Here is a 26,374-nt window from a genome sequence, read left to right as displayed (position 1 = left end):
GCCATGGCCGGGTTGCCATCGCTGGATCGATCCACTGCCTCCACCTCAAAAGGGGTGCCCAATGGAACTCACACGACGGACGCTGCTCGCCGCGATCGGCGCCGGGACGGCTGCGGCCGCCCTCTCGGGCTGCGGCACCGGCTCCGCGACGGCCGGCTCCGCCGACGGTCCCGCCGAGGGCGAGATCACGCTGCTCACCCCCATCTTCGAAGGCGCCAACGGCAAGACGCTGCTGGAGAAGGAGATCATCGGCGGCTTCCGGAAGAAGCATCCGGACGTCAAGGTGAACGTGGACTACACCACGTACGCGCAGCTCAACGAGAAGATCACCACGGGCCTGGCCGGCGGGCTGCTGCCCGACGTGATGATGATGGGCGTCGGCTGGATCCCGCCGTTCGCCGCCAAGAAGGCGATCGCCGAGCTGCCGGAGAAGTTCGCCACCGCGCACGACTACGAGAAGCGGGTGCTGGAGCCGTCGCGCTACGACGGCAGGCTGTACGCGCTCCCGGTGGTCCTCGACACCCGCATCGTCGTCTACCGCAAGGACCACTTCGCCGAGGCCGGCATCAAGAAGACCCCGGCGGACTGGGCGGAGCTGCGGGCCGTGGCCAAGCAGCTGACGAGGAACGGCCGGATCGGTTTCGACCCGTTCTCCATCGATCTGCGCCAGTGCTGGGAGACCTTCCTGTTCGCCAACGGCGGTCAGCTGTTCAGCGCCGACGGCAAGAAGGTGCTGTTCACCGACAGCCGGGGAGTCGAGGCGCTGCAGTTCTTCAAGGACCTGACGGCGGACGGCTCCGCCGACTACACGAAGAAGACGGCTGCCGGCGCACCCTCGAACGTCCAGACCGGCAAGGCGTCCATGATGATGACGACCAGCGCCCTGTGGGAGCAGGTCCGCGCCCAGAACCCGGAGCTGCTGAAGGACGACACGCTCGGCGCGTTCGTGCTGGCCAACCGCAAGCCGGCGATGCTCCAGGGCGGCACGCTGGTCACCCAGTCGGCGAGCTCCAAGCACCCCGCGGCGGCCCGGGCCCTGGTCGAGTACCTCGCCACCCCCGAGTCCATCCTGGGCGCGGCGAAACAGCGTGGCTCCGTGCCGGGCCTCAAGGACCTCAACGAGTCCGGCTACGTGAAGGAGAACAAGTTCGTCGATCTCTCGCTTCGGAACATGGGTGCGGCCCATTCGGAGGGCGGCACCGCCGCCTGGATGGAGATCCGCGAGAAGATCAAGCCGACGCTGGAGCCGGCGATCGTCGGCGGTCAGTCCGCGAAGGACGCCATCGCGGAACTCGGCCGTCTCGCCGAGGCCGCCATCGGCCGGATGTGAGGCGTCGCTGTGGGAGCAACATCCGTACTGAAGGCACGGCCCGCGAGGCCGCCCTCCCCGCCCGAGAACACCCGGCCGGCGAAGCAGCGGGCAGGCAGGACCCCGACGGGCCCCGGGCGCCGCAGGCAGCGGGCCGGCATGCTGATGGTGGCGCCCGCCCTGCTGCACGCCGCCCTCTGGATCGGCCTGCCGGTCGTCGCCTCGGTGGTCCTGGCCTTCACGAAGTACGACGTGCTGACGCCGCCGCAGTTCGTGGGGCTGGACAACTTCAAGGAGATGCTGGACGACGCGGTGTTCCGCAAGTCCATCGTCAACACCGTCGTCTACACGTTCTTCACCGTGCCGTTCGGCATGATGCTGGGTCTGCTCCTGGCACTCGCCCTGCACACGGGTCTGAAGGCGCGCGGCATCTTCCGCACCGCGATCTTCCTGCCGCAGGTCACCGCGACGGTGGCGATCGCCCTGGTCTGGCTGTGGATCTACAACCCGGGCAACGGACTGTTCAACGCCCTGCTCTCGTTCGTCGGGATCGACGGTCCGGCCTGGCTCTCGTCGACCACCTGGGCGCTGCCCTCGGTGATCCTGGTCGGGGTCTGGCAGGGCATCGGCATGAAGATGCTCATCTACCTGGCCGCGCTCCAGTCCCTGCCCAAGGAGCTGTACGAGGCGGCGTCGGTGGACGGCGCGTCCAAGGTGCGGCAGTTCTTCTCGATCACGCTGCCGCTGCTGAAGCCCGCGACGTTCTTCGTGCTCATCACCTCGATGATCAGCGCGTTCCAGTCGTTCGACCAGGTCTACATCCTCACCGAGGGCGGGCCGGCCAACAGCACCACGATGATGACGTATGAGATCTACAAGTCCGCGTTCCGGGAGTTCCGCGTCGGCTACGCCTGCGCGCAGTCGCTGGTGCTGTTCGTCCTGCTGATGGGCTTCACCCTGGTCAACCGGCGGATCATGGGAGGCACCCGTGGCCACAACTGAGCTGCACAAGCCCGGAGTCGCACGCACCCCCCGCCCCGCGGCGCGGCAAAAGCCGCTCTCCGTCGGCCGGATCGCGCTCTACGCGACGCTGTCCGTCGTCTCCCTGCTGATGGTGGTGCCGTTCATCTGGATGGTGCTGACCTCGCTCAAGACACCGGTGGAGATCGCGTCGCAGGACACCGGACTGCTGCCGGAGCACTGGGACTTCGGCAACTACGCCGAGGCGCTGAAGGCCGCGCCCTTCGCCACGTACGCCCGCAACAGCTTCATCATCGCGTCCAGCCACACCGTGCTCAATCTGCTGATCGCCTCGATGGCCGGGTACGCACTGGCCCGGATCAGGTTCCGGGGCAGCGAGGTCATCTTCTACCTCTTCATCGCGGCCCTGATGATTCCCACGTACACCAAGGTGCTGCCCGAGTTCCTGATCGTCCGCTTCATGCCGCTGGCCGGCGGCAACGACCTGTTCGGCCAGGGCGGAAGCGGCTGGCTGGACACCTGGTGGGCGCTGATCGTGCCCGGTGCGGTCACCCCGTTCGCCGTCTTCCTCTTCCGCCAGTTCTACCTGGATCTTCCGGTGGAGCTGGAGGAGGCGGCCCGGCTGGACGGCCTGGGCGAATTCCGGATCTACGCCCGGATCATGACGCCGCAGGTCAAACCCGCGCTCATCACGGTGGCGCTGCTGACCTTCGAGTCGTCCTGGAACAACTTCCTGTGGCCGCTGCTGGTGACCCGGACGGACAGTCTGCGGGTCATCCAGGTGGGGCTCTCGGTCTTCAAGACGGAGAACGGCCCCCAGTGGCACTTCCTGATGGCGGGCACCACGCTCGCCACCCTGCCCATGGTCGTGCTCTTCCTGATCGGCCAGCGCTACTTCGTGCAGGGCTTCGCCACCGCCGGTCTCAAGTGACCGGTCCCGGTCCTCAACGGCCGGTTACTGAAAGGGCTACCCCTTATGTCTGCTGATCTCCAAGGTTCCCGCGCACTGGTGACCGGGGCGGGCCACGGCATCGGCCGCGCCATCGCCCTCGCCCTGGCCGAGGCCGGCGCCGATGTCGCCGTCCACTACCACTCCTCCGCCGACGAGGCCGCGAAGACGGTCTCGGCGATCGAGGCGCTGGGCCGCCGCGCCAAGGCCTTCCAGGCCGATGTGACGGTGACGGCCGAGGTGGACCGCTTCGTCGAGGAGGCCACGGGATTCCTCGGCGGGCTGGACGTCCTGGTCTGCAACGCCGGTCATCTGATCGGGCGGACGACGATCGCCGAGATGTCCGACGAGCACTTCGACCGGGTCATCGACACCAATCTGACCTCGACGTTCCGTACGGTACGGGCGGCGCTGCCGCAGCTGAAGGCATCGCCCGCAGGGCGCGTCATCACCATGTCGTCGCTGGCCGCGCACAACGGCGGCGGCCCCGGGTCGGTCGCCTACGCGGCCGCCAAGGCCGGGATCCGCGGGTTCACCAAGGGCCTGGCCAAGGAGCTCGGCGGCAGCGGGATCACGGTGAACACGGTCGCCCCCGGCTTCATCAAGGGCACCGCCTTCCACGACACCTTCACCGCGCCGGAGGCGCAGCAGGCGATGGAGGCGGGCATCCCGGTGGGCCGGGCCGGCACGCCGGAGGACGTCGCCGCGGCCGTCGTCCATCTGGCGTCGCCGTCGTCCGGCTTCCTGACCGCGACCACGGTGGACATCGACGGTGGCGTATGGCCGCGTTGAGGCGGATCGCGCGGGAGCGCGGCGGCTGGTGGCACGCGTACGTCTGCCCGGCACACGGGGTGGAGCTGGACCACGGCGACCTGCTCGCCGGGGTGTTCCCCGAGGGCGGTGCGCGGTGCGCGTACGGCTGCAGGGTGGACGACGAGGCGGTGCGCGGGGCCTGGCTGGTGCTGTCGCACCAGGCGTGGGCGCGGCATCTGCGGGTGCTCGCCCACCGCGGGAAGCGCGGCGAGGCGGTGGCGCGGCTCGTCGAGTACGCCGCCCTGTACGAGGAGCTGGCCACCGCGCAGCACGGCGAGGCACAGGGCTGGATGCTGCGCGGCCGGCTCTTCCACCAGGCCCTGACCGACGCGATCTGGGCGGTGAACATCGGGCACGCCGTCCTGACGCTCGCCGAGCAGGGCGCGGACGACCTGTCCGGGGTGCTGCCGCTGCTCGACGCTCTGGAGCACGCGGCCCTCGACGCCCGGGCCGTGCTGGTCGGCAAGGGGCAGCTGGCCTCGAACTACACCGCGTGGCTGAATGCCGCGGGCGTCGCCGCCGGGCGGGGAGCCGCGGCGGTGCGCGGGCAGGAGTGGGGCGGCGGCAAGGAGTGGCTGGAGGGTGACAGCGGGCTGTACGCGCATCTGCGGGTCGCGGTCGCCGAGGACGGATGGGAGTGGGAGGGAAGCACCTACTACCACGGGTTCGTGCTGCGGGCGGCGCTGCTGGCGCTACGGGGCACCGATCCCGCGGCGATCCCGGCGGATGTGGCGGGTGTGCTGGCGGGGATGACGGACGCTCTGGCGGCGATCGCCACGCCGGGTGGCATTCTGCCGGCGCTGCACGACGGCCCGTACCTGCGTGGTCCGCTGGCCCTCGAGTGGCTGGAACTGGTGGCGTTGGCGCAGCAGTTGACGCCATCGGCCGCGCTGGACGCGGTGGCCGGCCGGGCCCGGGCCGAGCTGAGCACGGGCGACGACGGGCTGGACCGGGAGCTGGGCGGCTGGTTCGCCGGACCGCCGCTGCCGAAGCGCCCGGCACCCGGCGCGCTCACCCTGTTCACCGCGGCGGGCTATGCGGTGCTGCGGGTCGCGGGTATCCACGCGCTGCTGGACTTCGGCCCGCACGGCGGTTCGCACGGCCACCGGGACAAGCTGTCCCTGTATCTCTACGGCGACACCACGCCGTGGCAGCCCGACCCCGGTCAGGTTCCCTACGCCCACGCCGGGTTCCGTGATCTGTACGCCTCGACCGAGGCCCATCCGGCGTTCCGGGTGGACGGCCGCGAACAGGCGGAGTGCACGGGAACGCTGCTCGGCTCGGACGACCGTTCCGTGACCGCCGAGGTGACCACCGCGTACGAGGGCGTGCGCGCGGTCCGGCGGATCGTGGCCGGGGCCGGCTATCTGGTGGACCTGCTGACCGTGACCGCCGACGAGCCCCGCCGCATCACCGCGCAGCTGCGCCCGGGCACCGCGCTGGACGTACAGGTGCAGGCGGCGGGCGCGGCGCGCACCACCTGGTACGGCGACGAGATGCTGCACGGCTGGCACACCCACCGGGCCGGCGCGCCGGTGCACCCGGTGAGCCGGCCGGGCCCCGGCACGGCCGACGATCCGCAACGCGTGCGGACCCGGGTGGACTTCACCGCCGACACCGGCACGGTCACGTTCGCCTCGGTCTACCAGGCCGCGTCGGCCGGGCCCGCCGTGAGCGACGTGCGGCTGGACGGTGAGGGGCTGACGGTCCGCCTGGCGGACGGCAGTACCGCACGTTTCCGGACGGAGGACTGACCCTTGCTGCTCTCCGCGACCCCGCCGCCCGGCCCGCGTCCCGCGCAGGAGCTGCGGCTGTACGAGGAGGCGGCCCGCCACCGCGGGCTGACCCCGCCCCGTACGCACCCCCTGGCCAGCATCACCTGGCTCGGCCCCGCCGCCTCCAACCCGGCCCTCGCCCACCGCGTCGGCGGCGACCCCGCCCATCTGGCGGAGAGCGCGCGCTGGATCGAGGCCGCCGTGCGGCTGCCGCACTGGGGCCGGGCGCACATGCCGGACCACGACCTGGACGCCGGCTGGCTGCTGCACCACCTGGCCCTGGCGTACCAGTGGACCGGCGACGACCTGCCGGATGAGGTACGGCTTCCGCTGCGGCGCAAGCTGCTGCTCCAGGGGCGGCGGATGTTCGCGTTCGCGGTGGCGAGCGAGGGCCGCTGGTGGTCGTCGTCGTACTGGCAGAACCACAACTGGATCTGTTATGCCGGTCTGGCGACGGCGGGCTACGTGCTGGGCGAGGAGGAGTGGACCGCGCGTGCCAAGGACAATCTCGGGACCGTCCTGGACCTGATGCCCGAGGACGGTTCTCATGCCGAGGGCGTCGTCTACTGGCGTTACGGCGTGCCGTTCCTCGCCGCCCATCTGGACCTCCTGAAGGAGGCCGAGGGCGTCGACTGGTGGGACAGGGGCGGATTCATGTCCCGGACGTTCCGCTACCGGCTGCATCAGACGGCGCCCGGCTTCGCGTTCAACGTCGACCACGGCGACTGCCACGACCGGCGCAGCGGCCACAGCGCCGGGCTCTACTACCGCCTGGCCGCCCAGTATTCGATACCGGAGGCCCAGTGGATGGGTGATCTGGCATCGGGCGAACTGCTGCGGGCGGAGGCGGAGGAGAGCGGGGTGCGGCCGGGCATCCTGCCGGAGGCCTCCCTCGAATACCTCTGGTACGACCCGTCGGTCCCGGCCGCCCGGCCGACCGAGCGGCGGGCGTTCTTCCCGGACCTCGGGCTGCTGGCCGCCCGCACGGGCTGGGACGACGACGCCACGCTGGTGTCGTTCAAGGCGAGTCCCGGAGGCGGCCACCGGGCGTGGGAGACCGCTGAGAAGCACCGCTCGGAGAAGGGCTGGGACACCCTCAACCAGGGTCACCACCACCCGGATTCCGGATCGTTCGTGCTGGTGTCACAGGGTGCGTTCCTCGCCGTGGACGAGGGCTACAGCAACCGCAAGCGCGCCGCGCACCACAATCTGCTGCTCGTGGACGGACAGGGGTACGCGGACGAGGACCGGTACCACGTCTACCGTGACATCCCCTTCGAGCGGCAGGCCCGGCAGCGCGATGTCCTCGTCTCCGACGACTGCGGATGGGCGCACTCCACGGCGGAGATCGCCGCGATGTACGACCCCGCGCTGGGGGTGCGGCGGCTCGACCGGACGCTGGTGTTCACGCCCTCGGGGCGGCTGGTCCTGCTGGACCTCGCCGAGGCGGACACGGCCCGGGAGTGGACGTTCCTGCTCCAGACGGACCGGCCGACCGAGCCGCGGCCGGACGGAAGCCGGCTGATCCGCTCCGGGACGGCCTCGGCCCGGCTGCGGCAGTTCGCGCCCTCCGAGGGCCGCATCACCTCGGAGGTCACCGAGGTGGAGGCCAACCCGACGTCCAGCACGCCGGGACTGCGCCTCACCCGCACCCTGCACACGCTGCGCGCGACCACGGCCCGGTCACCCGGGGGGCTGTTCCTCACTGTGATCACGCCCGCGACGGACGCGGCCGCCTCCCTGGTGCCGTGTGCGGAGGGCCAGGGCGTCGGGTTCGGGACGGAGACCGTGCTCCTGTCCCCCGTCGCCCGGCGGATCCGCACCACCGGTATCCACGCCGATGCGGCGGCCGTGCTGCTCACGGACGGCGGCGAACCCTGCGTCGTCGCGGCGACCCGGCTGGAGCTGGCCGGGCGGGTCCTGCTCGACGTGGCGGAACCGTACACAGGAAAGGTCGGCTGATCATGCGGGCAACTCTCTCGTCCGGCTGGCCGACACTGCTGCGGCGACTGGAGTTCGTGGCCTACCCTGCCGTCGCCGGGGCCGCGTTCGCCGTGCTCGCACTGGGCGTCGTGACCTGGCTTCCCGCGCTCGCCGCGATGGCGTACGGGCTCCAGCGGTGGCGGGCCGAGGGGGACAGCCGCTGCTTCGTCCACACCTTCAGGGCCTTCCCGCGGTACTGGCGGGCGCTGTGGCGGCACTCGCTCGTCTCCACCGCGGCCGCGGGCGTGCTGGCCGCCAACGTGGTCCACCTGCTGGGCCGTTCGGAGCCGTGGACCTTCGTCCTGCTCGCCGCCCAGGCCGGCATCTCGGCCGCCCTCGTCATCCATCACGTGGCGCTCGCCGCCGAGGCGGGACGCGCGCCGGGCGGCACCGTCCGCGGCTGGACCCGCGGCGCGCTGGCGCTCGGCTTCGGTTCGGCCGCCCGGGGCACCGCGCTGCTCGGCGCGGTGGTCTCCGCCGTGCTGCTCTCCCTCGTCGTACCGCTCGGGCCACTGCTGCTCGGTCCGAGCATTCCCGTACTGCTCGCTCTGTCCTTCGCCGATTCCAGGAGGCACACCCCATGAGCCATGCACTGCGCACCATCCTCGTCGCCGCGCTCGCCGCCGGCGCCCCGCTCGTCTTCCCCCCGCCCTCCGTGGCCGCCACCGCGGACACCGCCTACTACGTCTCGCCGACCGGGAGCGACGCCAACGCCGGCACGTCGGCCGGCGCCCCGCTCGCCACCATCCAGAAGGCGGTCGATCTGGCGCCCACGGGAGCGGTGGTGAACCTCGCCGCCGGTACGTACAGGCAGGACGTCGTGACCAAGCGCGCCGGGGTGACGATCACCGGCCCGTCGAACGCCGTGGTGAAGGGGGCGGGCGACGCGCGGATCATCCAGGTGCAGCACGATTCGACGACGCTGAACGGCTTCACCGTGGACGGGCTGCACGGGTCGTCCACCGATGTGTCCGGGTACCGCCTCAAGCTCATATATGTCATGAGCACGACTCCCGGTAACGGTGTGGGCGGTCTGCGCGTCACCGGGATGACCCTGAAGAACGCCGCCGACGAATGCCTGCGGGTGCGCTATCTGGTGACCGGCGCCGACATCTCCGGCAACACGATCACCGACTGCGGCGTCGCCGACTTCAAGTTCGCCGGCGGCGGCAAGAACGGCGAGGGCATCTACCTCGGCACCGCGCCCGAACAGCAGGGCGCGAACGGCGCTCCGGACGCGGCTCCTGACATCAGCAGGAACAACCGCATCCACCACAACACCATCGCGACCCGTGGCAACGAGTGCGTCGACGTGAAGGAGAACGCGACGAACAACTACGTCGAGTACAACGACTGCAGCCAGCAGAAGGACTCCAGCTCAGCAGGGCTGGACGCGCGCGGCAGCGGCAACATCTTCCGCTACAACACCGTCCACGACAACGTCGGCGCGGGCGTGCGGCTCGGCGGCGACACCGCCACCGACGGCATCGACACCAGCGTCTACGGCAACACGATCACCGCGAACGCCGGCGGCGGCATCAAGTTCATGCGCACCCCGCAGGGCCCCGTCTGCACGAACACGATGAGCGGGAACACCGGCGGCGACGCCGTGGGCACCTACGGCAGCGCGTACGACCCCACCGGGGCGTGCCCCCAGTGAGCGGCCGGGGACCCGCGAGACGCGGGGTGCTGACGGCGGCGGCCGGGCTGGCCGCGGTGGTGGCGACGGCTCCGGGCGCGCGGGCCGCGGAGGCGCCGGGCAGCGCCGTGCGCCGCTCGCGCTGGACGACGTCATGGGCGACCGCGCAGACGGCGCCGACGCCCGCCGACACGGTGGCGAGCACCGGCCTGACGCAGGGCACGGTCACCGCGCACGTACGGCTGTCGGCCGGCGGTCAGGTCCGGCTGCGCTACGGGCACGCCTTCGGAACGGCGCCGGTCCTCATCGGTCCGGTCACCGCGGGCGGCAGACCCGTGACCTTCGGCGGGCAGCGGCGGGCCTGGCTCGCCGCGGGCGCCTCGCTGACCAGCGACGCGGTCGCGGGAATGCGGGCCGCCGAGCACGCGCTCCTGACGGTGCGGACCGAACTGCCCGGTCCCACCGGGCCGCTGTCCTTCCACCGCAACACCCATGCCTCGCACGAGGTCGACGGGGTGCGCACCACGTCGGTGTTCCTGCTGACCGGGGTCGAGGTGACCGGCGCGCACGGGCCGGTGGTCGCGGTGCTGGGCGACTCCATCGCGGAGGGCGTCGGAGCGCCCGACGACTCCGGACTCCGCTGGCCCGACCAGCTGGCCCGGCGCCTGCCCGGGGCCGCGATCGCCGGCCTCGGGATCAGCGGCAACCGGCTGCTGCTGGACGACGCCCGGTTCGGCCCCGGCGGACAGGCCCGGTTCGACCGCGACGTGCTGTCCCTGCCCGGGCTGCGGACCGTGCTGATCCACCTCGGCGTCAACGATCTCCAGCAGCCGCCGAGCCAGACCGATCCGGCGCTCGTCCTGGCCGGCTACCGGCAACTGGTGCTGCGCGCCCGCGATGCGGGGCTGCGCGCGGTCGGAGCGACCATCACCCCGTTCGGCGGCTGGAGCCGCTGGACGCCCGAGCTGGAGACGGTGCGGCAGCGGATCAACGCCGCCGTGCGGACCGGCCGGGTCTTCGACGCCGTCACCGACTTCGACGCGGCCCTGCGCGATCCCGACCACCCGGAGCGGATGTCGCCCGCGTACGACAGCGGCGACGGTCTCCACCCCGGTCCTTCCGGCCACGCGGCGCTCGCCGCGGCCGTCGACCGCCGACACCTTCTGTGAGGTCCCGCATCATGAACCCAGGCACCACCAGAGGCACCACCCGCCGCAGCGTCCTCGCCGGCGCGGCGGCCCTCGGCGCGGCCGCCGCCCTGCCGCTCACCCTCCCGCCGGGCACCGCCCACGCCGCGGACACCGTCGACGACGCGGCCTCGTTGCGCACCCGGTGGCACACCCTGCTCACCGGCGGCCCCGGCCTCGACCTCACGGACGCACGGATCGCCGCCGCCGTGGCCAGGACCGGCAAGGCCGCGACGACCGCCGCGAAGGGCCTGGACCCGTCCCGCGATGACGGGCTGTTCCCCGACCTGACCAGCACCACGCTCTCCAACCACGTCACCACCTCGTTCAAGCGCCTGGCGACCGTCGCGACGGCGTGGGCCGTCCCCGGCACCGTCCAGTACGGCGACCCGGCGCTGCGGGACCTGCTCCTGGCCGGCGTCGACTGGATGCTGACGCACCGGTACGGACCCGGGCACACCCGGTTCGACAACGACTGGGACTGGGAGATCGGCTCCGCACTCGCGCTCAACGACACCGCCGTACTGCTGTACGACGTTCTCGGCGCGGAGCGGCTCGACCGGATCAACGCGGCCGTCCGCGGCTACACCCCCGACCCGAACCTCTGGCGGGCCGACCGGCAGATCGCGACCGGCGCCAACCGGGTGTGGATCTCCACCGTCGTCGCCGTGAACGCGGTGCTCCGCGGCAGCGGCGAGGACCTCGCCCGGGTGCGGGACGCTCTTTCGGACGTCGAGGGTTCGGGCGCCAACAGCGTCCTCGCCTTCAACGACGCGAGCACGGCGGCCGAAGGCACGGGCGAGGGCTTCTACTCCGACGGTTCCTTCCTCCAGCACTACAAACACCCCTACAACGGCGGCTACGGCAAGGAACTGCTGAACAGCCTCTCCCGCCTCCTCAACCTGCTCGCGGGCACCGCCTGGACGGTGACCGACCCCGACCTCGACAACGTACGGCTCTGGGTCGACGAGGGCTTCGACCCGCTGCTGGCGCGCGGCGACGTCATGGCGTCGGTGTGCGGCCGGGAGATCGCCCGGCCCAGCAAGCAGGGCCACGCCTCGGCGCAGACGGTCATCGAGGCGGTGGTGCGGCTGATCCCGAGCTTCCCCGGGGCGACCGCCGAGCGGTTCACCGCCCTGGTCAAGCAGTGGATCGCCGAGGACACCTACCGGGACTTCCTCGCCGTCACCGACCTCGCCTCGCTCGTCGCGGCCCGCGACGTCATCGCTTCGACGGTGCCGGCCCGCGGTCCGCTGGTCGCCCACAAGCAGCACCCCCGGATGGACAAGGCCGCCCACCACCGGCCCTCGTTCGCGCTGGGCATCTCCGCGTACTCGTCGCGGATCTACAACTACGAGTCGATCCAGAACGAGAACCTGCACGCCTGGCACCTCTCCGACGGCATGGTGCTGCTCTACACGGACGACCTCGGCCACTACAGCGAGGACTACTGGCCCACCGTCGACCCCGCGCGGCTGCCCGGCACCACCGTCCTCGCGGGCCGGCCGGCCGATGCGGCGGGGCAGCGCACCACCAGCACCGCCGACTGGGCCGGTGGCGCCGCGCTTCCAGGTACGACGCTCGGCGCGTACGGCATGGAGCTGCGGGCGTTCGGCAGTTCGCTGCACGGCCTCAAGAGCTGGTTCTGCCTGGACGACGTCATCGCGTGCGTCGGCTCGGGGATCGCCGCGGACGCGGGTACGGCCGAGACGATCGTGGAGAACCGCAAGCTCCGGGACCCGGCGGCGACGCTGCTCGTCGACGGGCGGGCCGCCCCCGCGGACACCGGATGGTCGACCACCCTGGACGAGGTGCGGTGGCTGCATCTCGCCGGGACGGGCGGCTACGTCTTCCCCGAGGCCGTCACGCTGCGCGCTCTGCGGGAGGACCGGACCGCGACCTGGCGCGAGATCAACCTCAAGTACGGGACGGACACCCCCGTCACCCGTCCGTACCTGACGCTCTGGCAGGACCATGGGACCGCACCGGACGGAGCCGGCTACTTCTGGCTCCAGGCCCCCGCCGCCTCCGCCGAGCGGACCGAGCAGTGGTCGTCCGCGCCCCCGGTGAAGCTGGTCGCCCGCTCCACCGCCGTCCACGCGGTACGCCGCTGCGCGGACGGGCTGCTCGCCGCGAACTTCTGGGCCGCCGGGAGCGTGCAGGAACTCGCCTCGGACGGGCCGGCGTCGGTCCTGGTACGTCCGGAGGGGAAGACCGTGACCGTCTCCCTGTCCGACCCGACGCATCTGCGGTCCGCCGTCGTGCTGGACCTCGCCCGGCGCGATCTGACCGTCGTCTCGGCCGACCCGGGCATCACCGTCACCCGGGCCGGCGCCGGCATCCGGATCACCGCTGACACGGCTGAACGCCACGGTGCGACGCTCAACCTCACCCTGAAGAGGAGCTAGACCCTTGCTGTTCGACATGCCCCTGGAGCGGCTGCGCGACTACCGGCCGGAGCCGGAGGAGCCGGCCGACTTCGACGCCTTCTGGGAGAAGACCCTCGCCGAAACGGCCCGCCACGGCCTGGACGCCTCATTCGTCCCGTACGACGCCGGATTCGCCACCGTCGACGCGTTCGACGTGACGTTCCGCGGCTGGGGCGGGCAGCCGGTGAAGGCCTGGCTGATGCTCCCCCGGGACCGCCCGGATCCACTGCCCGCCGTCGTGCAGTACATCGGCTACAACGGCGGCCGGGGCATCCCCTACTCCTGGCTGACCTGGAGTGCCCTCGGCCACGCCCATCTGGTGATGGACAACCGCGGGCAGGGCGGCGGCGGCAAGAACACCGCCGACACCGTGGACATCGGCCCCGAAGGGAACGGCTCCTCCTCCCCCGGCTTCCTGACCCGCGGCATCGAGGACCCGTACCGGCACTACTACCGCCGGCTGATCACGGACGCGGTCCGGGCCGTCGACGCGGCGAAGGCGCACGCCTCCGTGGACGCCTCACGCGTCGCGGTGCTCGGCGGCAGCCAGGGCGGCGGGCTCGCGCTCGCCGTGGCGGGGCTGCGCGACGACGTCGCGGCGGCCGTCGCCGATGTGCCGTTCCTCTGCCACTACCGGCGCGCCTCCCAGATCACGGACGCGGGCCCGTACGCGGAGATCGCCCGCTGGCTGTCCGGGCACCGCTTCCGCATCGACGAGGCGATGGAGACCCTCTCCTACTTCGACGGGGTCAACTTCGCGGCGCGGGCAACCGCACCGGCATGGTTCTCCGTGGGGCTGATGGACAAGATCTGCCCGTCGTCCACCGTGTTCGCCGCCTACCACCGCTACGCCGGTCCCGCTCAGATCGAGGTGTTCCCGTACAACGGGCACGAAGGCGGCGCGGAGTACGACCTGCCGCGCAAGATCGCCGCGCTGCGGGGGGTGTTCGGCCGGTAAGGGCTCCTTGCGGTCAGGAGCCGATGCCGGTCACCGGCCCAGCGCCGCCATCGCGGCGTTGTGGCCGGGGACGCCGCTGACCCCTCCGCCGCGCACCGCCCCGGCCCCGCACAGCAGGACGTTGGCGTGCGCGGTCTCCACTCCCCAGCGGCCGGTCTCCGCCGTCGCGTGCGGAAACGCGAGGTCCCGGTGGAAGATGTGGCCGCCGGGCAGCCGCAGCTCCCTTTCGAGGTCGACCGGTGTCTTCGCCTCGATGCACGGGGCGCCGTTCGCGTCGAGCGCCATGCAGTCGGAGAGCGGCTCGTCCAGATGGGCGTCGAACTCGGCCAGCGTCGCTCCGAGCAGCGCGGCACGGGCGCCCTCGTTGTCCGCGGCGAACAGGCGCGCCGGAGCGTGGAGGCCGAACAGGGTCAGGGTCTGGTAGCCGCGGGCGGCAAGATCCGCGCCGAGGATCGAGGGGTCGGTGAGCGAATGGCAGTAGATCTCCGAGGGCGGGGAGGCGGGCAGCTGGCCCGCCGCCGCGTCCCGGTAGGCGTCGGCCAGCTGCCCGTAGCCCTCGGCGATGTGGAAGGTCCCGGCGAACGCCCGACGCGGGTCCACGGACCGGTCCCTGAGCCGGGGCAGCCGGGTGAGCAGCATGTTCACCTTCAGCTGGGCGCCTTCCGCGGCGGCGGGCGGTGCGTCGCCGAGGAGGGCGGCGAGTGCCTGCGGTGAGGCGTTGACCAGGACGCGGCGCGCACCGACGGCCGACTCGCCGCTGTCCGTCCGCACCGTCACCTCGGCGTGCGTCCCGTCGGTGTCGATGCGGACCGCCTCGTGCCCGGTGCGGATCTGCGCCCCGGCGGCCAGCGCCGCGCCCGCGAGGGCGTCGGTGAGCGCGCCCATGCCGCCGACCGGGACGTCCCAGTCCCCGGTCCCGCCGCCGATCACGTGGTAGAGGAAGCAGCGGTTCTGGAGCAGGGAGGAGTCGTGCGCGTCGGCGAACGTTCCGATGAGCGCGTCCGTGAGGACGACGCCTCGCACGAGGTCGTCGTCGAAGGTGTCCTCGACGGCCATGCCGAGGGGTTCCTCGAACAGCATCCGCCAGGCGTCCGCGTCGTCGATCCGCTCCCGCAGCGCCTCACGGGTGGGCAGCGGTTCGGTGAGCGTCGGGAAGACCCGTTCGGCGACCTGCCCGGTGCGTCCGTAGAACCGCTGCCACGCCTCGTACTCCCGGTCCGAGCCGGTGAGCGCGGCGAAGGAGTCGCGGGTGCCCTCGCCGGCCACGAGCAGGCCGGTGGGGCGGCCGGCGCGGACGGCCGGGGTGTAGGAGGAGACGGTCCGCTTGCGTACGGCGAAGTCCAGGCCGAGATCGCGGACGATCTTCGAAGGGAGCAGGGACACGAGGTAGGAGTAGCGCGACAGCCGGGCGTCGACTCCGGCGAACGGACGGGTCGAGACGGCCGCTCCCCCGGTGGCGCCGAGGCGTTCCAGGACCAGGACGGACTGCCCGGCGCGGGCGAGGTAGGCGGCGGCGACGAGGCCGTTGTGGCCGCCGCCGACGATCACGGCGTCGAAGCTGTCTCGTACGGGCATGCCCCTTGGTAACACGGACGCGCGGCCCGGGCCAGGGCTTCCGCCGGGGCGCAGCGCTCACTGCGCCGGGATGCCCCGTTGCCGTCGCAGCGCCGCCACCTGCCGGTAGAGCTCGACGGCCTCCGGGCCCCTGCCCAGCTGTTCGAGGCAGTGCGCCTCGTCGTTGCGGCCGGCGAGTGTGTCGGGGTGGTCGGCGCCCAGGACGCGGGTCCGTGCCTCGGCGACCTGCCGGTAGGCGGTGAGGGCCTCGGCCCAGCGCCCGAGCCAGCCGAGGGCGACGGCCACCTCGCGCCGGCTGACGAGGGTGTCGGGGTGGTCGGGTCCCAGGACGCGTTCGCGGAGCCCGCACACCTCGCGGGATTCGGCCAGCGCCTCCTCCCAGCGGGCCAGCCGGCCCAGGTTGACGCCCAGCCCGTGGCGGGCGCGGAGGGTCTCGGGGTCGGCGGGGCCGCTGACCCGGGTGCGGTCCGCGACGAGTGCGCGGTAGAGCTCCAGCGCCTCGGCGCTGCGGCCCAGGCGGCCGAGGCTGATGCCGGCTTCGTAGCGTGCCGCGAGGGTGTCGGGGTGGTCGGCGCCCAGCGTCTGCGACCGGGCGTGGACGACTTCCCGGTAGGTCTGCAGGGCCTCCGGCCAGCGGCCGAGCCGGCCCAGGGTGTAGCCGACCTCGTACAGGGTGACGAGGGTGTCGGGGTGGTGGGCCCCGAGCAGCCGGGCGCGCGCCGCCGCCACGTCGCGGGCCATGCCGTACGACTCCTCCAGCCGCCCGAGCCTGCTGAGGTTGAACGCCAGGTTGTGCCGGCAGCGCAGGGTGTCGGGGTGGTCGGGGCCCATGGAGCGTTCGCGGGAGGCGAGGACGGCGGCGTACAGCTGGTGGGCCTCGAAGTGGCGGCCGAGCTGGCCCAGGACGTACGCCATCTCCTGGCGGGCCGCGAGGGTGTCGGGGTGATCAGGCCCCAGGCCGCGTTCGCGGCCGCCGGCGACCCGGGCGAACTCCCGCAGCGCCTCCGCCGCGTGCCCCGTCCGGCTGAGGGTGAACCCGACCTCGTACCGGCTGGAGAGGGTGTCGGGGTGCTCGGGCCCGAGCACGCTCTCCCGTTCGACGGCGACCGCCCGGTGGACTTCGGCCGCCTCCTCCCAGTGGCCGAGCCTTCCGAGGTTGAGGCCTGCGCTGTGCCGGCTGGCGAGGACCGAGAGGAGTTCCGGGTCCGGGGTGGCCCGCGGGGCGCCGGCCGGGCCGCGCCGCTCGGTGGCGGTGGTCCATTCACCGGTCAGGCCCGCCGCGTGGTCGAACGAGTCCGGCAGCAGGGCCACGCTGCCGGTCGCCTTGTGCCCGCTGGTCATTCCGCGGGTCCAGGCGGGCAGGCGCGGTGCGGCGGCGGACCCGCCGGGGAGTTCGACACGGGCCGGCGGCGCGAGCAGCACCCGTCCGGTCGGCTCCGGATACGGCTGTTCGCCGGTACGGCCGAAGGCGATGCGCCGGCGCAGGTCGCCCGCGTCGGCCGGCCGCTCGTCCGGCGTCTTGGCGAGCAGGTCCAGCACGACACGGTCGAAGAAGCCGGGCAGTTCCGCCCGGTGGGTGCGCAGGGGTTCGGGCGGGGTGTCGCGGTGCCCGACGAGCACGCCCCAGGCGTCGTCGAGGTCGAACGGCGGTGCGCCGGTGGCGATCTCGTACAGCACGCAGCCCAGCGAGTAGAGGTCGCTGCGGTGGTCGACGTGGCCGCCGCTGATCTGCTCCGGCGACATGTAGTGCGGAGTGCCCATGGCGATGCCCGCTCCGGTGAGGCGGGAGGTGACGGAGATGTCGTGGCCGAGCCGGGCGATGCCGAAGTCGCAGATCTTCACCGTGCCGTCGGCGAGCCGCATGATGTTGGCGGGCTTGAGGTCGCGGTGGACGATGCCCTGCTGGTGGGTGTAGCCGAGGGCGTCCGCGACCTGTTCGGCGATGTCGACGACGTCGTCGACCGGCAGGGGGTGCTGTTTGTTGTCCTCCAGCAGCTGACTGAGGTTGCGGCCGTCCAGGAGCTCCATCACCAGGTAGAGCACGCCGTCGTGTTCGCCGAAGTCGTGGACGACGGTGACGCCCCGGTGCTGGAGGGCGGCGGCGACGCGGGCCTCCCGGCGGAAGCGTTCGCGCAGGATGCGGGTGAAGTCCTGGTCGTGCTGCGGGCCCATCGGCTTGAGGCATTTGACCGCGACCTGTCGGCCGAGCGACTCGTCGCGGGCACGCCACACCTCGCCCATGCCGCCCCGCCCGATCAGATCGAGCAGTCGGTACCGGCTCTGGATCAGCCTGGTTTCCGCCATCCCTGCTGTCGCCCCCGTCACTCCGACTACTGCTGCTGCGCCCTCCCCGGCGCGTCCAGTATGGCTGCCTGCCTTTTCCGTGTGTACGGGGTGGGGCGGCTGCCGGGTCCGAGGCGGGCCATCGCGTTCACGATGTGACCGGGCGGGAGCTTCCAGCGCAGCCGCGACGGGATGCTGCGCAGGACGGTTCCGGTGGCGCGCAGGCGGCGGTCGACCGTGGCAGGCGGCGGTGCGGGTCTGCCGTACAGCTCGTGCGCGAACGGCGGCAGCGACTGGTACGCCAGCGTCGCCACGTGCCGCCACACGGTGGCGCGCGCCGGTACGAGCAGGGGGTGGACCGGTGGCCGCCGCAGGAAGTCGTCGACGTCCCGGGCCTCGGGAGAGGATGCCAGTTCGCCCCGGACTCGCTCGAAGTACGCGGCCAGTTGCGCGACGGTCGCGGGAACCCCGTCCGGGTCGAGACCGACGAGGCGGGCGCCCGTGCGGTGTTCACCGACGTACCGGTCGGCCTGCGCGTCGGTCAGCGGGTAGCCGGAGCGGCGCTGGACCTGGAGGTAGGAGTCGACCTCCGCGCAGTGCACCCACAGCAGCAGGTCCGGCTCGTCGACCCCGTACGTCTCACCGGTCACCGGGTCGGTGGCCTTGAGGAGCCGGTGGATCCTGCGGACCCGGGCCCCGGCCTTCTCGGCGGCGTCCGTGGTCCCGTAGGTGATCGTCCCGACGAATCCCGCCGTGCGCATCAGCCGGCCCCAGGCGTCCTTGCGGAAGTCGGAGTTCTGCATGACACCGCGCAGCGCGCGCGGATGGAGCGCCTGGAGGTACAGGGCGCGCACTCCGGCCACCCACATCATCGGGTCGGCGTGCATCTGCCAGGTGACCGATGAGGGCCCGAAGAGCCCGGGGTCGGGGTCCGTCATGTGCTCCTACCTCCCGTTGCTCCCGCTCGGCGCGCGCCGGCGCACGCGTCGTGTGCGGGCGCTCCGGGCCGGATCGCAGCCCCGGAACGGCGCGCCTCCCAGCATCCGCTGTCCGCCACCACCCCGGCAACTCCCCGTCGGTCACTCTGACCCAGCCTCAGATGACGGCCGCCGCCCCCTTCTCGGGCCAGTCGTGGATCATCTGCAGCGGATCCGTGCAGGAGCCCCCGTCGAAGAGCACACCGTTGAACGTCTCCTGGGCGACCGGGTCGGGTGGGGTCGAGCGGCCTGCGTGGCGCGGATTCCGACGCGGCCCTGCGAATCGTGCGGTACCGCGCCTGGGGTACTCGGCTCCGCCTGCTCGTTCGTACGCCCCTCGGAGGCGGAGGCGAGGGGTTCGAGGCCGGCGGCGGCTCTCCGGCGCCGCGGAAGGCCGGGCTCGGAGGCCGGGCGAGAACCGAGTAGCGAGCCGCCGACGGCCCCCCGCACCACCGGCCGCGGTGCCTCGGCCGTCCGACGACGACGATGGCGAGGCCGGCCCGCCGCACGCCTCACGGCTGCGCGCCGAAGTCCTGCGTCCACCACGGTCCGCCGGGACCCTGGTGGATTCCGATACCGATGTCCTCGAAGGCGCAGTTGAGGATGTTGGCCCGGTGGCCCGGGCTGTTCATCCAGGACTCCATCACCGCTGCGGGCGTCTGCTGGCCCCGGGCGATGTTCTCGCCGTACGTCGACCAGCGGTACCCGGCCTCGGTGACCCGTTCTCCCGGGTCGGCGCCGTCAGGGTTGGAGTGCTCGAAGAAGTTCCGGGCGGCCATGTCGTCGGAGTGGCGCTGTGCCGCGTCCGTGAGCTGTGCGTCCTCCGTGAGCGGTCCGCATCCGGCGGCCCCCCGCTCCTTGTTCACCAGGGCGACGACCTGGGCCGCGGTGCTCTGCGGCGGGGCTTGTGCGGCCGGGACGCCCGACACCCGGGGGACGGCCGTTGCCTTCGGCGCCGGAGGGAGACTCTTCTTCGGTTTCCGGCTCGGGGAGGCCGGGGCGCTCTTCTTCGCGGACGGCGAGGGCGACGCGGGCACGGACACGGACACCGACGGCGAGGGTGACGGGGCGGCCGGGGGCTCGGGGGCGGCGAGATCGGTGAGGGGTTCTGCCGACGTACGTGACGCCGCTTCGTCCTCGGGGCCGGTACCGGGCCCGAGGGACCCGTACCACAGCCCCCCGCCGGCCACGCATGCCGCCAGGATCGCGCCGCCGACCACCCGCCGCCGGACAGTCCGCCGGCGCCGGCGCGCGTCGGCGCGCGAGATGCCCCGGCCGCCCGTGCCCCGCCCGCCCGAGGACCGGTGCCGGCCGGGCCCGGCGGGTATCGCCCCGCCGCCCGTCGCCACGCCGAGGGCGTGCGCCGCGGCTACGGGCGACGTTCCGTCCCGCGCCGGCCACAGCGCGAGCAGGGCGACCGGCACCGCCACCAGCGCCGAACCGGCGAGCAGGCCCTCGGCGGGCATGAGGCCGTTCCGGAGTCCGGCACACCGGAGGCAGTCACCGGCGTGCCGGGCTATGCGCTTGCGCCACAGCGCCGAGGGACGGCCGTCCCACGTCACCAGGACGCCTCTGAGGTCCTCGCACGGCGGCTGCGCGTCGAGCGCCCGCACGACGACGCGGGCCGTCTCCAGCTGCGCCTTCATCCGCTGCACCCGGACGGCCGCGTACTGCGGCGAGAGGTCCAGTGCCCCGGCGACCTCCGCGCGGGTCAGCTCCCCCGCGCATTCCAGCCACCACAGCGACAGCAGCCCCCGGTCCTCCGGTTCCAGCCATCGTGTCGCGCGGGCCGTCTCCTGCCGCTGCCCGGACAGTTGCAGGCGCGTCATCGTCAGATCGACGAAGTCGGCCCCGGGATCGGCGACCTGTCCGGCCTCCTCCAGCGTGCCCGGCGCACCGCTGCGGCCCTGCCAGTACGCGCGGACCTGGTTCATCGCGATCGCCACCAGCCAGGAGCGGAAGCTCTCCGGGACCCGCAGGCCGCCGAGCCCGCCGAGCGCCCGGAGCATGGTGTCCTGCACCACGTCGTCCACGTCCGCCGAACCGTTCAGAGCCCGGCCCACGATGTTGTAGACGAGCGGAAGGTACGCCCCGGCCAGCGCCGCCTTGGCCCCCTCGTCCCCCTCGCGGGCGGCGGTCACCAGTGCCGCCGGGTCCACCGTGTGCTGATGGCTCATGAAGAAGTTCCCTGTCCTGTAGACCGCTGATGATGCCCGACGGCTGGGAGACCGCCGAGGGCGGTTCGCATATCAGTTTTCTACGGCCGGGATTCCTCCGGCGGCTCAGCGGCGCACGCGGGGCATCCCGAGGCCGATCCACGAGATGATCTCCCGCTGGATCTCGTTGTTGCCGCCGCCGAAGGTGAAGATGACGGCGGAACGGTATCCGCGTTCGAGTTCGCCGTGCAGGACCGCGCCCGCCGAGCCCTCCTTGAGGGGGCCCGCCGAGCCGAGGACCTCCATCAGCCAGGCGTACGCGTCGCGGCGCGCCTCGGAGCCGTAGACCTTGACGGCGGAGGCGTCCTGGGGGGTGAGCGTGCCGTGCTGGACGGCGGACACCATCTGCCAGTTGAGGAGTTTCATCGCGTCGAGCCGGGCGTGCGTGCGCGCGAGGCGGGCCCGGACCCAGCCGAGGTCGATGACGCGGCGGCCGTCGGCGAGGCGGGTGCCGGCGGCCCAGCGGCGGACGTCGCGCAGGGCGCGGACGGCCATGGTGCCGTGGGCGGCGAGGGTGACGCGTTCGTGGTTGAGCTGGTTGGTGATGAGCCGCCAGCCCTCGTTCTCCTCGCCGACCCGGCGGGAGACGGGGACACGGATGTCCTCGTAGTAGCTGGCCGTGGTGTCGTGCGAGGCGAGGGTGTTGATGAGGGTGCAGGAGTATCCGGGGTCCGTCGTCGGGACGAGGAGCATGGTGATGCCCTTGTGGGGCGGGGCGTGCGGATCGGTGCGGGCGGCGAGCCAGACCCAGTCCGCGGTGTCGCCGTTGGTCGTCCAGATCTTCTGCCCGTTGACGACGTACGTGTCGCCGTCGCGCACCGCCCGCGTCTTGAGGGCGGCGAGATCGGTGCCCGCGTCGGGTTCGCTGTAGCCGATGGCGAAGTCGATCTCCCCGGCGAGGACCTTCGGCAGGAAATACGCCTTCTGCTCGTCCGTGCCGAACCGCATGATCGTGGGCCCGACGGTGTTGAGGGCCATCAGCGGCAGCGGCACCCCCGCCTGCGCCGCCTCGTCGAAGAAGACGAACTGCTCCATGGGCGACAGTCCGCGCCCGCCGTACTCCGTGGGCCAGCCGACGCCGAGCCAGCCGTCGGCTCCCAGACGCCTGATGGTCTCCCGGTAGAAGCGCTTCTGCGCGGCGGGATCGACGGCGGGGGCGCCTCCCGTGCCGTGTGGGCTCCGGGGGCGGGCGTCGCCGGGGACGAGGCCGGCGAAGTACGTCCGCAGCTCGGCGCGCAACCGCTGCTGTTCCGGCGTGTATTCGAGGTGCACGGCCCCTCCAGGAGTCTCGCTTCGCGTCGCCCGTGTGCGGCGGCGCACACAGTAGAACGTGTTGCAAGAATCCGGAAGGGGCATGGGCTCCCGGGCGGGGCCGTCAGCGCTTGACGGCGCGCAGGACGACGAACTTGGGGTCACCGGCCACCGTGGTGCAGTTGCCGAAGATCCGGCGCAGCTGGGTGTGGTAGGCGAGATGCCGGTTACCGACCACCCACAGTTCGCCGCCCTGGCGCAGCGCGGTGCGCGCCCCGTGGAACATGTTCCGGGCGGTGGCGTCCGTGGTGGCCTGGTGCGAGTGGAACGGCGGATTGTTGAGGACCAGGTCCGCGCTGCCGGGCTCGGTGTCCGCCATTGCGTCACCGACCACGAAGCGGGCTTCGGCGTCCGGTCCGGCGTTGGCCCGGAAGGTCTCCTCGGCCGAGGCGAGGGCCTGGTAGGACTCGTCGATGAACGTCAGCTCGGCCTCGGGGTTGGCGAGCGCGGCGGCCAGGCCGAGGACGCCGTTCCCGCACCCGAGGTCGACGACGCGGTCGGGGCCGGTGCGCACCGGCAGGTGCTTCAGGAAGAAGCGGGTGCCGATGTCGAGCCGCTCCGCGCAGAAGATCCCGGCGTGGTTGACGACGGTGCGGCCCGCGACGGTTCCGGTGTCGTCGGGCAGCTCGTAGTGGAAGGGCCAGGGACTGGCGGTGCGGGCGAGGGAGGGGTCGGGCGTGCACTGGATGAGCCGGGCCTTCTTCACCGCGAGCGAGGTGCGGGTGGGGCCGATGATCCGCTCGAACAGCTTGAGGGTGGAGGTGTGGATCTCCTTCACCATGCCGGTGCCGATGACGACCGTGCCGGCGTGGACGGCGGGTGCGAGCCGGTGCAGCTGGTCCTCCAGGAGCGCGAGGCTCTTGGGCACACGGACGAGCAGCACGTCGATGCGGTCCGGCGGAGTGTCGCGTACGGACAGCAGGCGCACGGCATCGGGGGCGAGACCATTGCGTTCCAGGTTCGCGGCCGTCGCCCGCTGCGCGAGGTAGGAGTCGGTGATCTGTACGGGGCGGTGTGCGGCCAGCGCCGTGCTCAGCGCACCCCAGCGGTCGCCGACGATCACGACGCACCCGGAGAGGGCGACCGGTTCGGCTCCGTCGATCCCCTCCAGGTGCTTCAGCAGGTATTCGTCGGCCGCGTCCCACGCTCGGAACGGGTCGCGGGGGTTCTCGGGAAAGCGGGCGAGGTCGTAACCGGCCCCTGACGTCGTCAAACGGTTCATATTGCGTTCAGGCTAACCGAGCGGCGCCGCGCGGCTGCACGGAGCGGCCCCGCGGCCCTCCACGGGCTTGTGGCCGGGCGCCCCCGCACCACCCGCGTCCGCCCATGGCGGGCCGCGGGTGAACACGGCGGGCTCCCGGCCGCGGGTGGCTACGGCAGCTGCTTGTCGATGGCCGCCCTGCCCTCCGTGGCCAGCCTGCGTTCCGCCCATTCGAGATTCCGGGGTGTCAGGTCCCGCCCGGAGGCGAGCACCAGGTCCTCCGCCGAAGGGTTGTCGCTGGCACCGGTGTGCAGAAGGCTGTCGGGGGTCACACCCCGTACGGATATGGATTCGGGATCGTCGCTCATGCCGCCTCCTCGTCCTTGCGGCAATTCTCGCTCCCCGCCGACAGGGGCGCATCCGATGCCGGGAGGGCGTCGGTGCGCGGGTACGCGGCGTGCCCGTCCGGTCGCCGGGCGTGCGCGCTTCCCGCCCGCCCGCCCGGCCGTCAGCCGCGCTCGGCCTGGGCGATCCGGGGGAACGATTTGACGCCGGCGGCCTTGCGGCTGTTGGCGTGCTGACTGACCGTCCGGTTCGGCGGGGCGTCGGCGAAGCCGAGCACCACGGAGTCGAGGACCTTCCCGGACGCGTCCACGAACTCCACTCGCACCGCGTAGAAGGCGGCCTTGCCGGTGCGGTTGGTGACCCGGACGAGGGCGCTGCGGAACTGCTCCGACGCCGCCACCGGCAGGCCGTTGACCGACACGTCCTGGACGGCGTTGCCCTTGCCGTCGACACCCTTGAGCGTCGTCACCGCCTTCTGGCGGTTGCGTTCCAGGTCGGCGGAGACCGAGGCCGCGAAATCCTCCTGGCTGCGCGGGCTCTCGGCGGCCGTGGGGGACGCGGTCGGCTCAGCGGACACCGTACGGGTGCTTCTGGCCGTGCCCTGTTTCGGACTGCTCTCGCTGTCGCAGGCCGCGGCGCCGGCGACGATCACCGCGGCGAGCGCGACGGGGGCCAGGCGGCGGGCGGCGCGGCGGCCGAGGGCGCGCCGCGCGGGACTGGTCTGGTTCACGGACGCTCCGTCTGCTCGGAAGTGCTGAGGGAAGGGGGGACCGGCGAGGCGGGACCGGCTGGGGTACCTCTCGAACCCGCAAGACCCAATTCGCTCACATTAGGTTGAAAAGGTATGAATTGACTCGTCGAATCACCCATTCCGCACGCCAGTGCGCGCATGTCCCCCGGGAGGGAACTGATGGATACGGATGCCCTGACCGCCGGTCTGTTGCAGGAGCTCCGCGCGGTCAAGCCCTATCCGGCCGTGACTCTCACCATGCCGACCCACCGGCGGGCGCCCGACAACGCCCAGGACGCCGTGCGGCTGCGCAATCTGGTCTCCCGGGCGGGCCACCGGCTCGACGCCGACCCCGAGGTCACCCGGGAGGTGCGCGCGGCCGTCAAACAGCAGCTCGACCGCGCGGTCGACGCGATCGATCCGCGCCGCGCCCTGGACGCGCTGGTGATCCTCGCGACGCCGGACGAGTTCCAGATCTGGCAGCTGCCGCGCACCGCACCCGAACGGGTGGTGCTCAGCGACACCTATCTGACCCGCAACCTGGTCGCCGCGAAGGCGCAGGCGCAGCCGTTCTGGACGCTCACCGTGGCGGCGGACCACGCCGTCCTGTTCAGCGGCACGTCCGAGGCCGCGCACGAGGCGCCCAACGGCGGCTTCCCGCTGACGGCTCCGCGCGAGGCGCCCAACCCGCAGCGCGAGGAGCGGGTCGGCGACACTCCGAGCACGTTCACCGGCGAGGAGACCCGGCAGTTCCTGCGCACCGTGGACGAGAAGATGCGCGTCGTGCTGGCCGCCGATCCGCGCCCGCTCTACCTGGTCGGCCTCGCTCCGGCGCTCGCGCTGCTCGACGAGGTCGGCGAGGTCGCCAAGGAGGCGGTCGGGCGGGTCACCAAGGGGGCGCCTGCGGACACCACGCCCAGTGATCTGCTGACCGAGCTGCGGCCCGCGCTGGAGGCCCGGCGGAAGCGGTTCGCCGCGGAGATCGACGGAAAGCTGGACGAGGCCCGCGGACGGCACGCCTTCGCCGGCGGCCTCGACGAGGTGTGGGCCGCCGTGCGGGAGGGACGCGCCGGCCTGGTGGCGGTGGAGGAGCACTACCAGCAGACGGTCCGGGTCGACGAGGAGCACCTGGTGCCGGTGAGCGGCGACGCGGCCGATCCGGCGGACGCCAATGTCCGGGAGGACATCGTCGACGAGCTCGTCGAGGCGGCGCTGGACAGCGGCGCGGAGGTCGTCTTCGTCGCGGACGACTCGCTCAAGGGCCACGGCCGGATCGCCGCGTCACTGCGCTTCTGAACGGATGGCTGCGGCCCGGCCCCTTTTGCCACACTTGAGGGGTCCCGGGCCGGAGCGTCCGAGAGGGGAGCGCGTCATGCCACGCGGACCGAGTCCGAAGCGGGTACGGCAGTACGAGCACGTCAAGGAGAGCGCCCAGGAGCGCGGCGTCGGCGAGGACCGGGCGGAGGAGATCGCCGCCCGCACCGTCGGCGAGGAGCACGCCCGCGCCGGTGAACCGCGTACCGCGAGCCGCACGCCCCTCGAGGGCGTGCCGTCCTCGCGGCGCGGCGGGCAGGGCGCGCACCCCGGCGGAACGGGCCCCACCCGCGACCAGCTCTACGAAGAGGCGAAGCGCAAGGACGTCAAGGGGCGTTCGGCGATGACGAAGGCCGAGCTGGCCCGCGCGGTCGGCCACTAACCCTCGCGAGACGCCCG

At 72.5% G+C, this 26,374-nt stretch carries 21 protein-coding genes; 13 read left to right on the top strand and 8 right to left on the bottom strand.

All coding sequences use genetic code 11. The features are described 5' to 3' along the window. Window positions 1–61: 61 nt before the first annotated feature. Genes E6R60_RS13935 through E6R60_RS13885 form a run of 11 tightly spaced genes read left to right on the top strand, consistent with a single transcriptional unit; the run spans window position 62 to window position 14,023 of the window. Window positions 62–1,330 (top strand): ABC transporter substrate-binding protein, encoded by a 1,269-nt coding sequence (locus E6R60_RS13935; protein ID WP_136326858.1) that lies wholly within the window; start codon window positions 62–64, stop codon window positions 1,328–1,330. Window positions 1,331–1,339: 9 nt separating this feature from the next. Further along, complete coding sequence (locus E6R60_RS13930; protein ID WP_240802546.1) at window positions 1,340–2,311, top strand: sugar ABC transporter permease; 972 nt, start codon at window positions 1,340–1,342, stop codon at window positions 2,309–2,311. Next, window positions 2,298–3,221, top strand: a complete 924-nt coding sequence (locus tag E6R60_RS13925; RefSeq protein WP_240802545.1) for a carbohydrate ABC transporter permease — start codon at window positions 2,298–2,300, stop codon at window positions 3,219–3,221. The genes E6R60_RS13930 and E6R60_RS13925 overlap by 14 nt, the downstream gene beginning before the upstream one ends. Before the next feature lie 45 nt (window positions 3,222–3,266). Next, the gene (locus E6R60_RS13920; RefSeq protein ID WP_136326857.1) at window positions 3,267–4,031 is read left to right on the top strand and encodes an SDR family NAD(P)-dependent oxidoreductase; all 765 of its coding nucleotides are present in this window, start codon (window positions 3,267–3,269) and stop codon (window positions 4,029–4,031) included. Further along, window positions 4,019–5,806, top strand: coding sequence for a heparinase II/III family protein (locus tag E6R60_RS13915; RefSeq protein WP_168713598.1), 1,788 nt, complete (start codon window positions 4,019–4,021; stop codon window positions 5,804–5,806). Before E6R60_RS13920 ends, E6R60_RS13915 begins: the two co-directional genes overlap by 13 nt. 3 nt (window positions 5,807–5,809) lie before the next feature. After that, window positions 5,810–7,789: a hypothetical protein gene (locus E6R60_RS13910; RefSeq protein ID WP_136326856.1), complete on the top strand. Its 1,980-nt coding sequence runs from the start codon at window positions 5,810–5,812 to the stop codon at window positions 7,787–7,789. Between the two features lie 2 nt (window positions 7,790–7,791). Further along, window positions 7,792–8,394 (top strand): hypothetical protein, encoded by a 603-nt coding sequence (locus E6R60_RS13905; RefSeq protein WP_136326855.1) that lies wholly within the window; start codon window positions 7,792–7,794, stop codon window positions 8,392–8,394. Continuing rightward, window positions 8,391–9,470, top strand: a complete 1,080-nt coding sequence (locus E6R60_RS13900; RefSeq protein ID WP_136326854.1) for a right-handed parallel beta-helix repeat-containing protein — start codon at window positions 8,391–8,393, stop codon at window positions 9,468–9,470. The genes E6R60_RS13905 and E6R60_RS13900 overlap by 4 nt, the downstream gene beginning before the upstream one ends. After that, entirely contained in the window at window positions 9,467–10,618 is a 1,152-nt protein-coding gene (locus tag E6R60_RS13895) for an SGNH/GDSL hydrolase family protein (protein ID WP_136326853.1), read from the top strand. The genes E6R60_RS13900 and E6R60_RS13895 overlap by 4 nt, the downstream gene beginning before the upstream one ends. Window positions 10,619–10,629: 11 nt before the next feature. Continuing rightward, window positions 10,630–13,044 (top strand): polysaccharide lyase 8 family protein, encoded by a 2,415-nt coding sequence (locus E6R60_RS13890; protein WP_136326852.1) that lies wholly within the window; start codon window positions 10,630–10,632, stop codon window positions 13,042–13,044. Window positions 13,045–13,048: 4 nt separating this feature from the next. Next, window positions 13,049–14,023, top strand: a complete 975-nt coding sequence (locus E6R60_RS13885) for an acetylxylan esterase (protein WP_136326851.1) — start codon at window positions 13,049–13,051, stop codon at window positions 14,021–14,023. A 30-nt stretch (window positions 14,024–14,053) separates the two neighbouring features. Here the strand turns inward: E6R60_RS13885 and E6R60_RS13880 are convergent, their stop codons facing one another. The 8 genes from E6R60_RS13880 to E6R60_RS13845 all read right to left on the bottom strand — a co-directional run bounded on the left by E6R60_RS13880 (window position 14,054) and on the right by E6R60_RS13845 (window position 24,661). Further along, window positions 14,054–15,598 carry an NAD(P)/FAD-dependent oxidoreductase gene (locus tag E6R60_RS13880; RefSeq protein ID WP_136326850.1) on the bottom strand — a complete coding sequence of 515 codons (1,545 nt, stop codon included), beginning with the start codon at window positions 15,596–15,598 and terminating at the stop codon, window positions 14,054–14,056. 57 nt (window positions 15,599–15,655) lie between these two features. Then, window positions 15,656–17,902, bottom strand: coding sequence for a serine/threonine-protein kinase (locus E6R60_RS13875; protein WP_136326849.1), 2,247 nt, complete (start codon window positions 17,900–17,902; stop codon window positions 15,656–15,658). 26 nt (window positions 17,903–17,928) lie between these two features. Beyond that, window positions 17,929–18,819, bottom strand: a complete 891-nt coding sequence (locus E6R60_RS13870; protein ID WP_136326848.1) for an oxygenase MpaB family protein — start codon at window positions 18,817–18,819, stop codon at window positions 17,929–17,931. A gap of 551 nt (window positions 18,820–19,370) precedes the next feature. Further along, the gene (locus E6R60_RS13865; protein ID WP_136326847.1) at window positions 19,371–21,035 is read right to left on the bottom strand and encodes a sigma-70 family RNA polymerase sigma factor; all 1,665 of its coding nucleotides are present in this window, start codon (window positions 21,033–21,035) and stop codon (window positions 19,371–19,373) included. Window positions 21,036–21,140: 105 nt separating this feature from the next. Continuing rightward, complete coding sequence (locus E6R60_RS13860) at window positions 21,141–22,346, bottom strand: acyl-CoA dehydrogenase family protein (RefSeq protein WP_136326846.1); 1,206 nt, start codon at window positions 22,344–22,346, stop codon at window positions 21,141–21,143. Window positions 22,347–22,449: 103 nt separating this feature from the next. Next, entirely contained in the window at window positions 22,450–23,607 is a 1,158-nt protein-coding gene (locus tag E6R60_RS13855; RefSeq protein WP_136326845.1) for a methyltransferase, read from the bottom strand. A gap of 149 nt (window positions 23,608–23,756) precedes the next feature. Then, window positions 23,757–23,954, bottom strand: a complete 198-nt coding sequence (locus tag E6R60_RS13850) for a hypothetical protein (RefSeq protein WP_136326844.1) — start codon at window positions 23,952–23,954, stop codon at window positions 23,757–23,759. Window positions 23,955–24,094: 140 nt separating this feature from the next. Beyond that, window positions 24,095–24,661, bottom strand: a complete 567-nt coding sequence (locus E6R60_RS13845) for a hypothetical protein (RefSeq protein WP_136326843.1) — start codon at window positions 24,659–24,661, stop codon at window positions 24,095–24,097. A 180-nt stretch (window positions 24,662–24,841) separates the two neighbouring features. Here E6R60_RS13845 and E6R60_RS13840 point away from each other — a divergent pair, with 180 nt between their 5' ends. Both E6R60_RS13840 and E6R60_RS13835 read left to right on the top strand, forming a co-directional pair. Further along, window positions 24,842–25,957, top strand: coding sequence for a chemotaxis protein (locus tag E6R60_RS13840; RefSeq protein ID WP_136326842.1), 1,116 nt, complete (start codon window positions 24,842–24,844; stop codon window positions 25,955–25,957). Between the two features lie 76 nt (window positions 25,958–26,033). After that, on the top strand, window positions 26,034–26,357 hold the full coding sequence (locus tag E6R60_RS13835; protein ID WP_136326841.1) for a plasmid stabilization protein: 324 nt from the start codon (window positions 26,034–26,036) through the stop codon (window positions 26,355–26,357). Window positions 26,358–26,374: the final 17 nt, after the last annotated feature.

This window comes from Streptomyces sp. A0642, from assembly GCF_004795105.1.
In the GTDB taxonomy this organism is placed as follows: Bacteria; Actinomycetota; Actinomycetes; order Streptomycetales; family Streptomycetaceae; genus Streptomyces.
The sequence above is the reverse complement of the archived record's forward strand: the minus strand, read 5'-3'. Positions and strand labels throughout refer to the sequence as shown.